The sequence below is a fragment of the Thalassospira sp. Z349TD_5 genome (assembly GCF_056173045.1).
This window is the reverse complement of record NZ_CM149654.1, coordinates 3,613,209-3,626,392: the sequence shown is the minus strand read 5'-3', so window position 1 is coordinate 3,626,392 and position 13,184 is coordinate 3,613,209. Positions and strand designations below refer to the sequence as shown.

Below are 13,184 nucleotides of genomic sequence, written 5' to 3'. Positions count from 1 at the left end.
ATTATTCAAAAAAATTATTCGGCAGCAACCGCCGTTTTCTCACCGCGCACCAGCGCCATGTAATCTTCCATCATCGCTTTGCACACGGTCGCAGGCGTGAATTTATACGGCCCGATTTCGGCAACCGGCGTGACTTCGGCAGCCGTTCCGGTCAGGAAGCATTCATCAAAATCGGCCATTTCTTCTGGCATGATTGCGCGTTCAATCACCTCATACCCGCGCGCCTTGGCAAGGCCAATCACCGTGCGGCGCGTGATGCCATCCAGGAAGCAGTCAGGGGTCGGTGTGTGGATCTGATTATCTTTGATAAAGAACACGTTAGCACCAGTTGCCTCGGCAACCTGACCCCGGTAATCAAGCATCAGCGCATCGGCATATCCTTTACGCTCGGCTTCGTGTTTCGACAGGGTGCAAATCATGTAAAGGCCCGATGCCTTTGCATTTGTTGGTGCTGTATTCGGGGCTGGACGGGCCCATTTCGACAGATCGAGACGAATGCCCTTAAGGCGTTCTTCGGGCGCGAAATAGCTTGGCCATTCCCAGCAGGCAATCGCCACATTGATGTGGGTTGTCTGGGCGGAAACCCCCATCATTTCGCTGCCACGCCACGCAATACGGCGGACATAGCCCTCATTGATGTTGTTGGCAGCCAAGGTTTCAATCACCGCATCATCAAGCTCAGCCGAGCTATACGGGATCTTCATATCGAGGATTGCACCGGACTTGATCAGGCGTTCGCCATGCTCTGCCAGCTTGAAAACCTTGCCATTATACGACCGCTCACCTTCAAACACCGCACTACCATAATGGACAGCGTGGCTCAGCACGTGCAAAGTACTCTCACGCCAAGGTTTAAGGGCACCATTATACCAGATAAAACCGTCACGGTTGTCGAAGGTCGGAGTCGTCATTTGCCAAATTCCAATTCAATCTCGCTCTTGGGCGTAACTTTATGTCCTTATTTGTCTGGTCGAAGTAACATTCATAGATTAATATGTCAATATAACTGACATAACGGAAAAGCATGGCAGATATCTCTACACGCAAGGTCAACCCGCTTTTCCTGCGGGAAGAAGAGCTTAGGCAAGGCATCGAACTTCTGTTCTATGCCTACCGTGATTTCACTGCGGTCGCAGACCAGGTGCTTGAGCAATATAATTTCGGGCGCGCCCATCATCGGGTCATTTATTTCGTAAGCCGCAACCCCGGCATTACGGTAAGCGACCTGTTGTCGATCCTGCGCATCACCAAGCAATCGCTGTCACGCGTGCTTAGTCAGTTGGTCCGCGAAGGGTTCATCGATCAGAAAACCGGTTTGCAGGATCGGCGTCAGCGGTTGCTGACCCTGACTGACAAGGGCGATGCGCTTGAGCGTGAGATCACTGAAAAGCAACGCGCGCTGATCGCCGCAGCCTACCGCGAAGCCGGGGCCGAATTGGTTGAAGGGTTTCGCAAGGTTTTGCTGGGCATGCTTGAAGAAGATGATCGCAAACGGTTTGAGGACGATGGCCCCGTCGGTCCGAACGGCCTGCGCCGGCGCGCGGGGTAAGTTGAACGGGCTCCTGACGCCGACGACCGTTTCGCGCGGGCCTTGCGGTGGACATGTTTAAAAAGGGGCATTTTGCCCCTTTTGTCATGAATTGTCATGAAGTTGAGATGGCGAGCTTGACGCTTTTGAAACACTTTTTGGCCCAAGTTAATCGGCATAAGTCAGGGATGATTTCGGTGTTTGGGGGAGTTTGATGAGCAAAGCAGATCAGCCACATGTTCTTGTGGTCGATGATGATGATCGCTTGCGAGGGCTTCTCACCCGGTATCTGGGGGAGAACGGCTTTATCGTCTCAGCGGCGCGGAATGCGCAAGAAGCCCGATCCAGCCTTGCCGGACTTCAGTTTGACTTGATCGTACTGGACGTCTTGATGCCCGGTGAGAAGGGTGTCGATCTGGCGCGAAGCTTACGTGAGTCTGGTTCAAAGGTTCCGATCTTGCTGTTAACGGCACTTTCGGAAACGCAAGACCGCATTACCGGACTTGAAGCCGGGGCCGATGATTACCTTGCCAAGCCGTTTGAGCCCCGCGAACTTGTGTTGCGGATCGAAGCCATCCTGCGTCGGTTTTCCCAAATGCCCGATCCGGATGTCGATCAAAGGGATGGCAACGATAACGTCGTGCGGTTTGGCCCGTTTTCGTTTGATCCTGCACGCATGACATTGCAATCGGGCACGGAGCACATCTATCTGACCACGTCCGAACAGGCATTGCTGGCGGCATTGGTGGCGCGGCGCGGTCAAATCACATCGCGCGAGGAGCTTCATGGCCTGATGGGCGGCAATCCCGTCGATGCCGGGGCGTCACGCAGCATTGATGTGCAGGTAACCCGCCTGCGTCGAAAATTTGAAGAAGACCCCAAACAGCCAAGATACTTGCAGACAGTACGTGGTCGGGGCTATGTGCTGTATGCAGATTGAACTGAAGCGATGATTATGATCAGGTGTGGCGAAATGAACAGGGAAGTGCGCCGTGGGTAGTGAACGGAACGGATGGATCAAGCGATTGATGCCGACAGGCCTTTTGGGCCGGTCGCTTTTGATTCTGATGACGCCGATGTTGCTGTTGCAGATTGTCACTGTGCTGATCTTTTTTGAACGTCACTGGGATACAGTTGCACGTCAGCTCAGCCGTGGACTTGCCGGTGATGTGGCCTATGTCATTGACTATCTGGGGCAGTTCCCTGACGAAGAACATTACCAATGGATTCAGCATTCAGCCCGCGGGCGCATGCAACTTGATCTGGTGTTTGAACCAGACGAGATTTTGCAGGAGGAAACCACCGAGCCACCGTTTGGTCTGGTGTCCGAGGAATTGTTTAATGCCCTTGATGAGCGGTTAGCGCGTCCGTTTTATTTCAATCTCGATCTGGATGACCGCCGGCTTGAAATTCGGGTTCAACTGAAAGAGGGCGTGCTGTCGATCGTCGCCCCGCGCAAACGACTTTATAATTCAACCACCTATATCTTCTTCATGTGGATCGCCGGATCGGCGTTGATCCTGTATGGGGTTGCGGTGATCTTCATGCGCAATCAAGTACGCCCGATCCGCCGTTTGGCAAAGGCTGCTGATCAGTTTGGCCGGGGTGTTGATGTCGAGGACTTCAAACCCGAAGGGGCGTCTGAGGTTCGCATGGCGGCAACATCGTTCATGTCGATGCGCGACCGTATCGGGCGGCATTTGTCGCAACGCACGGCCCTTTTGGCCGGGGTGTCGCATGACCTTCGCACCCCTTTGACCCGCATGAAACTTGAACTGGCGATGCAGCAATCATCGCCGGGTGTCGATGCGCTCAAGCAGGATGTGGTTGATATGGAGCGCATGGTCGATGCCTATCTGGCGTTTGCGCGCGGCGAAGAAGGCGAAAAGGCCGAGCCGACGGACATTGGCAAGCTTCTGACCGATCAGGTTGGCGAAGCCTTGCGCGATGGTCAGCAGATTGATCTGCATATCGAAGACAATTTGGATATGGAACTTCGCCCGCAATCGATGCGCCGCTGCATTGCAAACATCATGTCCAATGCCGGGCGGTATGCCAACAACCTGTCGGTGCGCGCCGGTCGGCGTGGGGCCGATTATGAAATTGTCTTTGATGATGATGGTCCGGGCATTCCGGCCGATAAGCGCGAAGAAGTCTTCAAGCCATTTTTCCGGCTTGAGGAATCGCGCAATCAGGCCACCGGTGGCGTCGGGCTTGGCATGACCATCGCACGCGATTTAGCGCGTGGGCATGGCGGTGAAGTCGTGCTGGCGGATGCACCGGGCGGTGGCTTGCGTGTGCGCCTGATCTTACCGATCGGGCATTAAGGCCGCGATATTTTCCAGTCCCGCATTTAGCGAATACCAAAAGCCCCGTAACATGTTTACGGGGCTTTTGTCGTATTGAGCGATAAAAATGGTCGCTTAGAAGAATGTCGCGATTTCAGACAGCGGTTTTTTCTCGGTCGCGTGGGTCGGAATGGTGGCGTCTGATGCGGGATAGCCCGTGACCAGAAGAATGTAGGGTTTGTTGTGGGCAGGCCTTTGACAGATATCGGTCAGAAAGCTCATCGGGCTTGGCGTGTGCGTCAGGGTTGCAAGGCCCGCACGGTGCAGGGCGGCAATCAGAAAGCCCGTTGCAATGGAGACCGATTCCGGGACGTAATAGTTCTTGCGCAGCTTGCCGTCGGCCGAGGTGCTTTTGCGTTCGCCAAAGATGCAGATCAGCCAGGGTGCGATTTCAAGAAACGGTTTGCTGTCATCCGTGCCCAGCGGACCAAGGGCGTCGAGCCATTCTTCGCCGCCGCGTCCCGCGTAAAAGGCGCGTTCTTCTTCCTCTGCCGCATCGCGGATCTGCTTTTTCATCGCCGGGTCGCCAATGACCGAAAAATGCCATGGCTGATGATTGGCGCCATTTGGCGCGGTTCCGGCCGCACGGATGCAGGTTTCAATAATATCGCGCGGCACGGGCCGGTCAGAAAAATCGCGCACAGTGTGGCGGGTTTTAATGTCGTCATAAAAGCCCTGAGCCCGCGCGCGCATCTGCGCCACATCATATTCCTGATAATCTGGCAGGGGGATCGGAACGAAGTCAGTTGTCAGGCCCTTGGTGGCAGTCATGGCACTTCCCTGAAATTGTTGTTTTATTAAATTGTCAGACAATACTACGGGGAGATGTGCCCTAGAGCAAGTGTCAAAAACAGAAATTTGGGAGCAAAACCAGCGGGTCGGCGTGATCGCTCGGATGCTGGTCAGATATCGGGCAAGCATATTTTGAGGTCCCAAAACGCCCTGCCGCAGCAAAAAATGCAGCAGGGCGTTTATCGGGAGAAATCAAACCTTGGCAGGAATACGGGCGATCACTTTGATTTCGAAATCGAACCCGGCCAGCCAGTTGACACCAATCGCCGTCCAGTTCGGATAGGGCGCCTGATCAAAGACGGTGCTTTTCACGTCCATGATTGTTTCGAACTGATGCTCTGGGTCTGTGTGGAACGTTGTGACGTCAACGATGTCATCGATGGTGCAGTCTGCGGCTTTGAGCACGGCCTTGAGATTGTCAAATGCAAGGGTGACTTGCTTGCGGAAATCGGGTTCGGGAGAACCGTCTTCGCGGCTGCCAACCTGGCCAGAAACGAAGAGCAGGTCACCAGACTGTATGGCCGCTGAATAGCCATGCTGTTCATAAAGAGCATGGCGGTTTGCGGGGAAAACGGGTTTGTTGGTAAGGGGCATGTTGTCCTCATTAAGGTAAGAGTGGAATTGTTTTGGGTATTCACATACGATGCGTATATTAACTAACGACATACGAAGCGTATGTCAATGGCATACGGTGCGTATATGAAAGAGGTGGGACATGGCGACAACAACCCGCGCAGCTAAGATGGCGGAAACGCGTGCAAAACTGATTGCCGCAGGCCGTAAGGCATTTGCGGAAAAAGGCTATTCCGGTGCATCAATGGACGATCTGACAGCAGATGTCGGTTTGACGCGCGGTGCGCTCTATCACAACTTTGGTGACAAGAAGGGATTGATGGCGGCGGTTGTGGATGAGATCGACACCGTTATGGCCACACGTGCACATGAAGCGGGTCAGAAAGCTGGAGGTGGCTGGAAAGGTCTTCTGGCCGAAGGGGCGGCCTATATCGAGATGGCGCTTCAGCCCGAAGTGCAGCGGATCGTGTTGCTTGATGGACCGGCGGTGCTTGGCGATCCATCACAATGGCCAAGTCAGAACCGATGTCTTCAGGCAACAATCGCGACCTTGCAGGACCTTGCGGCCGAGAAGGCGATCAAACCTGTTGATATTGAAGCCATCGCGCGTCTTCTGAACGGTGTTGCACTTAATGCGGCACTTTGGGTGGCCGCAAGTGAGACTCCAGAAGCGACCCTGCCCAAGGTCGTAGCGGCGTTCGAATGTCTTGCGTCTGGTGTTCTGATCACGCCAGAAAGCCGTGTTTAGGTGGCGTGATCATTGAAATGATCGTCGGGCAGGGCCTGCACCAATTGGCGCGACTGATCGACGTGATCGACCATGATAAACTCGGCCCGTTTGGCATCCCCTTGTTTGATCGCGGCAACGATTTCGCGGTGTGCGCCATTGGTCGCCAGGACCTTCTCGTCGGCGACAAGCACACGAAATTGCAGCCAGTAGACATTATTGGCGATCCGGCGCAGCTGTTCACATAGCAGGGCATTGCCGCTGACATCGGCAAACAGCATGTGAAAGGCAAGGTTATGGCGCGACATGGCGGTGAGGTCGCGGGCGGCCTCGGCGCGATCAAGCTGGTTCTGGATGGTTTCAAGTGGGCTGATGTCTGCGTGCAGCGTGGGTGTCGCCAACCGTACCGCCAGCCCTTCCAGCGCACTTCGAACGGTAAACAGGTCATCGACTTCGCGCCGGGTCATGTGCCGCACACTGACACCGCGATATGGCTGGGAAAGCAGCAGGCCGTCGGAGGTCAACTGACGAAAGGCTTCGCGCACAGACGGGCGGCTCACCGACAGTTTCTTGGCAAAGTCGATTTCGGTCAGCCGCTGTCCGGGGGCCAGACGGCCTTCGCGGATGGCATTGGTGATGGCATCCGTGATGTGCTGAACCGTCAGGTTGTCGGGTTTTTCTGCGGCAGTTTGCATCATATATCACCCGTTTGCGGTGGATCATTGTTCGCCCGGTTCTGATCGGGTATCACACAGCAATGCCGTGTTGCCAATCGGGGCAGGTCACTCTATCGTGCATGATTGTCAGACAATATTCTACATATATTTTGTATAAATTTGTGTAATTCACACAAAAATTACAAAAAATGAGATTGTTTTCTTGCGATATACGATGAAGTGATGTTAAATCGCGCCAACTTGGCATGGACGTTTTGCCGGGATATACATCCTTATTCCCGCCGCGCCCCTGAAAACATCTTTAGACGAAACGGATTGATGCAGCGTTATGGCCAGCAATTTTAACGAAGAAACCGTCACCTATGTCCATCACTGGACGGACACTCTCTTCACGTTCAAAACCACACGTGATCCGGGCTTTCGGTTCATCAATGGTCAGTTCGCGATGATTGGCCTCGAAGTTGAAGGTAAGCCGCTTTTGCGCGCCTATTCGATGGTCAGTGCGAACTATGACGAGGAACTTGAATTCTTTTCGATCAAGGTGCCCGATGGCCCGCTGACGTCGCGTTTGCAGCACGTCAAGCTGGGTGACAAGATTCTGGTGGGGCGCAAGCCGACCGGCACCCTGATCCATGACAACTTGCTGCCGGGCAAAAACCTGTGGCTGTTGTCGACCGGTACCGGTCTGGCACCGTTCATGAGCGTCATCCGCGATTACGAAACCTATGAACGTTATGACAAGGTCATTCTGGTGCATGGCTGCCGCGAAGTACGTGAACTGGCTTATCAGGAATTCATTCACAGCGAACTGCCCAACAATGAATTCTTCGGCGAAGACGTTCAGAGCAAGCTTCTGTACTATCCGACCGTCACCCGCGAAGAGTTCAAAAATCAGGGCCGCATCACCGAGCTGATGACATCGGGCAAGCTGTATAGCGACCTTGGTCTGCCCAAGCCATCGCTTGAAAATGACCGCTTCATGCTGTGCGGCAATCCTGAAATGATTGCCGATACACGTGCGATGCTGGTCGAGTGGGGCGGCAAAGAAGGCAACATGAACGAGCCGGGCCATTTCGTGATCGAAAAAGCGTTCGTCGAGAAGTAATCGACACCCTTGAGAATTTTAAAGGGCGCAAGCATTCAGCTTGCGCCCTTTTTATTTGGAGCGTCATTGTACGAGCAGGTTAGAACAACCGCGCTCCATTGGGGACTTCCTGATCGGGGTTGATCAGGACAATGCCCTTGTCATCTTGCTCATCGGGGAAGCCCAGACAGAGAAATTCGGACATGAATGGTCCGACCTGTTTTTTGGGGAAGTTGACAACACCCGCAACCTGACGGCCGATCAGTTTTTCGGGGGTGTAGTATTTGGTGATCTGGGCCGATGTTTTTTTGGTGCCGATGTCCGGGCCGAAATCCACCCACAGTTTTAAGGCCGGGCGGCGGGCTTCGGGGAAGTCTTGCGCGTCAATAACGGTGCCAACGCGGATATCGACTTTTAGAAAATCATCAAAACTGATTTCGCTCATGGGAATGCTCCTTACATTTGGCCAAAGCTTAATCAGATCGAGTTGGACTGATAAGTCTAAAACGACAGGATGCGCAAAGTCAGGAGTTTGAGCAAAACATAAGAAAAATGGCAGGACCAGAAGGTCCTGCCATCAAGTAGATTACGGGAAGTGTAAAGCGTTAAGCTGTTACTTCGCGACCGCACTCTTTTCGATTACGGTTTTGAATTCGTCGAGAGAATCGGTAAAGCGAGTCTGCAGAAGAGAAAGTGCCTCTTCCTGGGACTTGGTTACCAGACCTGACAGTTCCTTGGCATTCGAAAGTGCTTCTTCGTATGCGGCTTTCGCGACTTCGGTCTGCTTTGCAGCAGACGCCATCGGGTCGTCAGCGGATGTAGCAGCGAAATCTTTGCCCTGCGTCTGGACTTTGTCCAGCAGCGACTTGAAGATTTCACCCTGGCGCTGAGCAACAGCCTGGAAACCATCGAAGGCTACCTTGTTGGCTTTGGTCAGGGCTTCCATGTTTTTACGCTGGAAAGCCATCATTTCGTTCACGTCAACACCCGGAATTTTAAAGTCCGCGGTGTACTTGGTGAAGTCGAGATCAAAGAACGGGTTCGTTGCCTTTTTTGCGGCGGTCATGGTTTGCACTCCATCTAAAAATTTGAACATTTATGGAATGAGGCGCTATTGTGCGCCGCACAAATTCAACTGCAATATGAAGGAACAGATCGCTTTCGTCAAGGATTATTTTGCACTGCACAAAAACCGTAAGGTTAGTGTTTTATGTTGGTAACATAACCCTGAGTGTCTATGTCTCTTTTGATTTTCAGATCAGATACTTAGGGTGCTGTTGCAGAAGATCCACTGGTCTGTGCGGGCGTTTGCGCCGTGGTTTCCTGTTGGGATGAGCCATGTTTTTTTGCTGCAAAGCGGTGATATTTTTTTGAAATTTTGCCGCACAGGGTGTGTGCCTTGCCAAGGCCCTTTTCAACCCGGGCGTCCCATGTTGCTGCCTTTGACAGTTCACGATCAAGCAGGGCCATGGTCGGGCCAAAGTCGGTGCTGGTGTCATCAAGCCACAGCTTAAAGCAGCGGGCATAGATCCCGGTCATCGCGGCAATGCGCAGGCTGCCGTGAAGGCCGCCGGTGCGAAAGCCTGCCGCGTCCAGCATCCAGCGCATCGATCCGAAATGAGTTTTAATGGCACGCAAAGAATCTGCCGGACCAAGATCACCACGCGCAGAAACGATCGAACGCAGGGCAGGGCGATAGGCCGCCAGCGCATCAAAGCGCGCCATCACAATCGCAATAAGCCGGTCATGGCCGGGTTCGTTGAAATCTTCGGCATCAAGATCGGCGAGAACGTCGCGGTCGATTTTATGGATGAACTTGCGCAGGATATCGCCCTTGCCACGACAATGATCGTAACATTCGGCAACCGTCACGCCAGCCGCTTGGGCGATATCAATCAGGGTGACGTCATGCCAGCTTTTATCGGCGGCCAGTTTCATGGTGGCCGTGATCAGGGAATTTGGGATATCCTTTTTCGCAGGCATGACTGTCTCCTTATTGGTGGGGGCGGGGTGTTTTAGCCCGCCAGTTCGACCGACCGCTTACGGGCGGCTTCAACCGCGCGGGTCATCAGTTCAGGCAGTCCGGATTTCTGATCCATCAGAACATTAAGGGCGGCGGCCGTAGTGCCGCCGGGGCTTGTGACATTTGCGCGCAAGGTTTCGGCGGTTTCTTCGCTGCTATCAAGCAGGAAGCCCGCACCAACCACGGTCTGACGGGCAAGCAGCATTGCCTGTTCTGCGGGAAGGCCCGCGGTTTCACCCGCCTGTGCCATGGCTTCGACCAGATGGAAGATATAGGCCGGGCCGCTTCCTGAAAGGGCCGTGACCGCGTCCATCAGGCTTTCATCTTCGACCCAGGACACAAGGCCGACGGTTTTAAGCAGGGTTTCGCACATGTTGCACTGGGCGATGCTGACATTTTCAGTCGGGCACATCACGGTCATACCGCGCGAGACCGCAGCTGGTGTGTTGGGCATGGCGCGCACAATGCGGGCGTTTTCGCCAAGATGGCTGGCAAAGAATTCAATGGTTTTGCCCGCTGCGACCGACAGAAACACGGTTTCGGCGCGTGCAAGCGGTTTATAGGCATCAATCACATCGGGCAGGACCTGTGGCTTGACGGCGAACAGCACGACTTGCGGGCTAAAGTCCTTTGGCACGTCTTTGACATCGGTGATGCCATTGATGCCGTAGCTGGTTTGGAGTTTCTCGGCCGCTTCGGCCTGCTCAACAATATAGACATTGCTGGCAACAAGCCCTTGGGCAAGCCAGCCTTCGAGCATGGCACTGCCCATCTTTCCGCAACCGACCAGCAAAAGACGCGTATTCATAAAATTGCTCCGCTTTATCCATCCGATACTGTTGTGCGGGGTGCACTCAACAGTCGTGATCCAATGCCGTAGCGATCTTCTCAAGGTGGGTCAAGTCAGGCCATAGGGCAAGAGGTGGCAAAGCTGAGGGCACCAAAAATAGTTATGCACATCACAGCGGGGTGTTTGGCTGTGGTTGGTGGGTTTTGCCGGATTTTATTTTGTTCGGTGTTTGGCTTTGAGCGCGAAGGTGATGTTTGTTTTGTTTCACTGACCATATGGTGAAACCGAAAAAAAAGCGGTGCAATAGGCCGTTATATGCAAAAGGACGGCACTGTTGCCGTCCTGATAGCGTGATCGGTGGGGGATGGGTTTGGGTGGTTACGCCTGTCCGAGCGGTTCGAGCATGGAATGCATCAAAGCTTCGTCGGGTGATTTTCCCTGACCCAGTACGAAATTAAACGCCGGGAAAAACCGTTCACATTCCGACACCGCAATGTCGATCATTTCTTCGAACTGTTCGACCATTGGGGGCACGTCGCCGCCAAACAACAGTGTGTGACGAAACAGCGGCATGTTTTCTTCGAGCCACAGACCGAAATGCCCGATCCAGAGTTGCTCGTTACATTTGGTCACCAGTTCATACATGCGTGGGCGCAAGGGTTCGGGCACGAACAGGTCAAAGCAACATGCGATGTGTAATGCTTCTGCATCGTCACGCCAGGTGAAATAGACCAGATACGTGCACCAATGGCCCGGAATCTCGACCACCACTTCATCGGTGCTGCGTCGTTCCAGGTGCCATTGGTTGGTGCGGGCGATATCTTCGACAAGGAGCAACGGATTTTCGTCGTCCATATCGCCAATATCGTCGGGTTGGTCGTTCATATAAACCCAGCCTGTTTAAGCATATGCGAAAGGGCGCGCACTATATGCCGCGGCGTGCCGTGTTTCAACCGCCCTTAATCGCAGGACTGCAATGAGTTTCATGTCATTGTCGTCCTGCGTTCGTAATTGGTCGGGTAAGACGGGGCTTATCCGATCAAAGAACGACGGTTATCTGACCTTAATGTGGGGAGTGCAGCCCGGTTATACGTCTTTTTTCGCAGTTGTTTTTGCGCTGGTGCGTTTTGCTGCCGGTTTTTTGGGCGCATCGGCAACGGCAAGACGTTTTTCAAGATCGGTAATTTTGGCTTCGAGCGCGTCAATGCGTTCGGCTGCGCGAATGGCAACATCATGCACGACGTCGAATTCTTCGCGGGTGACCAGATCCATGTTCACCAGGATTTTCTCAAACTGCTGACGGATCATTGCGTTGACTTCGCCTTTGACGCCGGTCATGGTGCCCAGTGCAGAATTGGTGACACGGGTCAGGTCATCGAGAATGCGGTTATTGATTTGCATGTTCGTCTCCGGCTTTGCGATCAAATTGTTGATCGTAATATGGTTGGTTATGCGATGCGGGGCAAGTTGATCGTCCTTTCGGCGTGACAATATCCTCGTTTTCGATGGCTTTTCTTGCTCCAGATCAGGGGCGGTCCTATAAAGTGGTCAGATTAGAATTCATGGGACGGGCGCACGCCCCGATACCCGTCAGGAGAACGTCATGCTTATCGTTACCGGTGGTGCCGGATTTATCGGTTCCAATATTGTTGCCGCCCTTGAAGACCGCGGCGAAACCGACATTGTTGTCGTGGATCGTCTGCGCGATGGCATCAAATGGAAAAACATCGCCAAGCGTAATTTGCGTGACATCATTCATCCCGATGAACTGCCAGCATTTCTTGAACAGCATTCGGGCGATGTCGATGCGATTTTCCACATGGGCGCGATTTCCGCGACAACCGAAACCGACGCGGACAAGATCGTTGCCAACAACCTGAAACTGACCACATGGCTTTGGGAATGGTGTTCGCGCCATTCCGCGCGCCTGATCTATGCATCATCGGCGGCAACATATGGCGATGGCAAGCAGGGCTTTGACGACAGCTTTAACGAAGGCGACATGGCGAAACTGGCGCCACTTAATGCCTATGGCTGGTCGAAACACGCGACCGATCGCCGGTTCCGTCGCATTCTGGATCAGAACGGCTTCCGCCCCAAACAGTGGGCCGGGCTGAAGTTTTTCAACGTCTATGGCCCCAATGAATATCATAAGGGCGGGATGCGTTCGGTGGTTTCGCAGATGTTTGACAAACTGTCAGCCGGGGAAACCGCGACCCTGTTTAAATCGCACCATCCCGATTATGAAGATGGCGGGCAGTTGCGTGATTTTGTCTGGGTCGGTGATGTGGTCAATATCATCATGTGGCTTTATGACCACCCCGATGTCAGCGACTTGTTTAACGTTGGAACCGGCAAGGCACGCAGTTTCAAGGACCTGGCACTTTCGGTGTTTGATGCGATGGGCAAGGCGCCCGACATTAAATATGTGCCAACACCAGAATCGATCCGCGACAAGTACCAGTATTTCACCGAGGCCAACATGGCCAAGCTGCGTCAAGCAGGCTATGACGCGGAGATGACGTCGCTTGAAGAAGGTGTGCAGTGCTATGTGCAGGATTATCTGGCAACAGACGATCCTTTCCGCTGATCAAATGGGGGGGCGCCCGAAAGGTGACTGCCATGATGCTGCCCATATCCTT

The 13,184-nt window shown here is 53.6% G+C and carries 16 protein-coding genes; 6 read left to right on the top strand and 10 right to left on the bottom strand.

Going from position 1 to position 13,184, the window contains the following annotated elements; genetic code table 11:
* Positions 1-14 precede the first annotated feature (14 nt).
* Entirely contained in the window at positions 15-911 is an 897-nt protein-coding gene (locus AC0VXT_RS16705; RefSeq protein ID WP_101299404.1) for a branched-chain amino acid aminotransferase, read from the bottom strand.
* A gap of 113 nt (positions 912-1,024) precedes the next feature.
* Between AC0VXT_RS16705 and AC0VXT_RS16700 the strand changes: the two genes are divergently transcribed.
* The 3 genes from AC0VXT_RS16700 (at position 1,025) to AC0VXT_RS16690 (ending at position 3,855) form a co-directional block, all read left to right on the top strand.
* Positions 1,025-1,549, top strand: coding sequence for a MarR family winged helix-turn-helix transcriptional regulator (locus AC0VXT_RS16700; protein ID WP_475546322.1), 525 nt, complete (start codon positions 1,025-1,027; stop codon positions 1,547-1,549).
* 193 nt (positions 1,550-1,742) lie between these two features.
* Complete coding sequence (locus AC0VXT_RS16695; protein WP_475546321.1) at positions 1,743-2,468, top strand: response regulator; 726 nt, start codon at positions 1,743-1,745, stop codon at positions 2,466-2,468.
* A gap of 52 nt (positions 2,469-2,520) precedes the next feature.
* Complete coding sequence (locus AC0VXT_RS16690; protein WP_475546320.1) at positions 2,521-3,855, top strand: ATP-binding protein; 1,335 nt, start codon at positions 2,521-2,523, stop codon at positions 3,853-3,855.
* A gap of 96 nt (positions 3,856-3,951) precedes the next feature.
* Here the strand turns inward: AC0VXT_RS16690 and AC0VXT_RS16685 are convergent, their stop codons facing one another.
* Both AC0VXT_RS16685 and AC0VXT_RS16680 read right to left on the bottom strand, forming a co-directional pair.
* Positions 3,952-4,647 carry a nitroreductase family protein gene (locus AC0VXT_RS16685; protein ID WP_022731231.1) on the bottom strand — a complete coding sequence of 232 codons (696 nt, stop codon included), beginning with the start codon at positions 4,645-4,647 and terminating at the stop codon, positions 3,952-3,954.
* Between the two features lie 213 nt (positions 4,648-4,860).
* Positions 4,861-5,262 (bottom strand): RidA family protein, encoded by a 402-nt coding sequence (locus AC0VXT_RS16680; protein ID WP_475546319.1) that lies wholly within the window; start codon positions 5,260-5,262, stop codon positions 4,861-4,863.
* Between the two features lie 121 nt (positions 5,263-5,383).
* Between AC0VXT_RS16680 and AC0VXT_RS16675 the strand changes: the two genes are divergently transcribed.
* Positions 5,384-5,989 carry a TetR/AcrR family transcriptional regulator gene (locus tag AC0VXT_RS16675; protein WP_475546318.1) on the top strand — a complete coding sequence of 202 codons (606 nt, stop codon included), beginning with the start codon at positions 5,384-5,386 and terminating at the stop codon, positions 5,987-5,989.
* On the opposite strand, the gene AC0VXT_RS16670 is transcribed toward AC0VXT_RS16675, so the two are convergent.
* Positions 5,986-6,666, bottom strand: coding sequence for a GntR family transcriptional regulator (locus AC0VXT_RS16670; RefSeq protein ID WP_475546317.1), 681 nt, complete (start codon positions 6,664-6,666; stop codon positions 5,986-5,988). The genes AC0VXT_RS16675 and AC0VXT_RS16670 overlap by 4 nt on opposite strands.
* Before the next feature lie 307 nt (positions 6,667-6,973).
* Between AC0VXT_RS16670 and AC0VXT_RS16665 the strand changes: the two genes are divergently transcribed.
* On the top strand, positions 6,974-7,750 hold the full coding sequence (locus tag AC0VXT_RS16665; protein ID WP_475546316.1) for a ferredoxin--NADP reductase: 777 nt from the start codon (positions 6,974-6,976) through the stop codon (positions 7,748-7,750).
* A gap of 79 nt (positions 7,751-7,829) precedes the next feature.
* On the opposite strand, the gene AC0VXT_RS16660 is transcribed toward AC0VXT_RS16665, so the two are convergent.
* The 6 genes from AC0VXT_RS16660 to AC0VXT_RS16635 all read right to left on the bottom strand — a co-directional run bounded on the left by AC0VXT_RS16660 (position 7,830) and on the right by AC0VXT_RS16635 (position 11,943).
* Positions 7,830-8,174, bottom strand: a complete 345-nt coding sequence (locus AC0VXT_RS16660) for a tRNA-binding protein (RefSeq protein ID WP_475546315.1) — start codon at positions 8,172-8,174, stop codon at positions 7,830-7,832.
* A 168-nt stretch (positions 8,175-8,342) separates the two neighbouring features.
* On the bottom strand, positions 8,343-8,795 hold the full coding sequence (locus tag AC0VXT_RS16655) for a phasin family protein (protein WP_022731238.1): 453 nt from the start codon (positions 8,793-8,795) through the stop codon (positions 8,343-8,345).
* A 200-nt stretch (positions 8,796-8,995) separates the two neighbouring features.
* The gene (locus AC0VXT_RS16650) at positions 8,996-9,712 is read right to left on the bottom strand and encodes a TetR family transcriptional regulator (protein ID WP_475546314.1); all 717 of its coding nucleotides are present in this window, start codon (positions 9,710-9,712) and stop codon (positions 8,996-8,998) included.
* A 32-nt stretch (positions 9,713-9,744) separates the two neighbouring features.
* Complete coding sequence (gene proC / locus AC0VXT_RS16645; RefSeq protein WP_475546313.1) at positions 9,745-10,560, bottom strand: pyrroline-5-carboxylate reductase; 816 nt, start codon at positions 10,558-10,560, stop codon at positions 9,745-9,747.
* A 360-nt stretch (positions 10,561-10,920) separates the two neighbouring features.
* Positions 10,921-11,427 carry a type III secretion system chaperone family protein gene (locus AC0VXT_RS16640; protein ID WP_101299427.1) on the bottom strand — a complete coding sequence of 169 codons (507 nt, stop codon included), beginning with the start codon at positions 11,425-11,427 and terminating at the stop codon, positions 10,921-10,923.
* A 201-nt stretch (positions 11,428-11,628) separates the two neighbouring features.
* Entirely contained in the window at positions 11,629-11,943 is a 315-nt protein-coding gene (locus tag AC0VXT_RS16635; protein WP_475546312.1) for an accessory factor UbiK family protein, read from the bottom strand.
* Between the two features lie 202 nt (positions 11,944-12,145).
* On the opposite strand from AC0VXT_RS16635, the gene rfaD reads away from it, so the two are divergent.
* A complete protein-coding gene (gene rfaD, locus AC0VXT_RS16630) occupies positions 12,146-13,132 on the top strand; it encodes an ADP-glyceromanno-heptose 6-epimerase (RefSeq protein WP_475546311.1) in 987 nt (328 codons plus the stop codon).
* Positions 13,133-13,184 lie beyond the last annotated feature (52 nt).

Bases quoted from the DNA above. Each gene is read 5' to 3' on its own strand.
- AC0VXT_RS16670 (WP_475546317.1), bottom strand. From the start codon at position 6,666: ATGATGCAAACTGCCGCAGAAAAACCCGACAACCTGACGGTTCAGCAC.
- AC0VXT_RS16660 (WP_475546315.1), bottom strand. From the start codon at position 8,174: ATGAGCGAAATCAGTTTTGATGATTTTCTAAAAGTCGATATCCGCGTT.
- rfaD (WP_475546311.1), top strand. From the start codon at position 12,146: ATGCTTATCGTTACCGGTGGTGCCGGATTTATCGGTTCCAATATTGTT.
- AC0VXT_RS16700 (WP_475546322.1), top strand. From the start codon at position 1,025: ATGGCAGATATCTCTACACGCAAGGTCAACCCGCTTTTCCTGCGGGAA.
- AC0VXT_RS16650 (WP_475546314.1), bottom strand. From the start codon at position 9,712: ATGCCTGCGAAAAAGGATATCCCAAATTCCCTGATCACGGCCACCATG.
- AC0VXT_RS16635 (WP_475546312.1), bottom strand. From the start codon at position 11,943: ATGCAAATCAATAACCGCATTCTCGATGACCTGACCCGTGTCACCAAT.
- AC0VXT_RS16705 (WP_101299404.1), bottom strand. From the start codon at position 911: ATGACGACTCCGACCTTCGACAACCGTGACGGTTTTATCTGGTATAAT.
- AC0VXT_RS16680 (WP_475546319.1), bottom strand. From the start codon at position 5,262: ATGCCCCTTACCAACAAACCCGTTTTCCCCGCAAACCGCCATGCTCTT.
- proC (WP_475546313.1), bottom strand. From the start codon at position 10,560: ATGAATACGCGTCTTTTGCTGGTCGGTTGCGGAAAGATGGGCAGTGCC.
- AC0VXT_RS16685 (WP_022731231.1), bottom strand. From the start codon at position 4,647: ATGACTGCCACCAAGGGCCTGACAACTGACTTCGTTCCGATCCCCCTG.
- AC0VXT_RS16640 (WP_101299427.1), bottom strand. From the start codon at position 11,427: ATGAACGACCAACCCGACGATATTGGCGATATGGACGACGAAAATCCG.
- AC0VXT_RS16665 (WP_475546316.1), top strand. From the start codon at position 6,974: ATGGCCAGCAATTTTAACGAAGAAACCGTCACCTATGTCCATCACTGG.
- AC0VXT_RS16675 (WP_475546318.1), top strand. From the start codon at position 5,384: ATGGCGACAACAACCCGCGCAGCTAAGATGGCGGAAACGCGTGCAAAA.
- AC0VXT_RS16695 (WP_475546321.1), top strand. From the start codon at position 1,743: ATGAGCAAAGCAGATCAGCCACATGTTCTTGTGGTCGATGATGATGAT.
- AC0VXT_RS16655 (WP_022731238.1), bottom strand. From the start codon at position 8,795: ATGACCGCCGCAAAAAAGGCAACGAACCCGTTCTTTGATCTCGACTTC.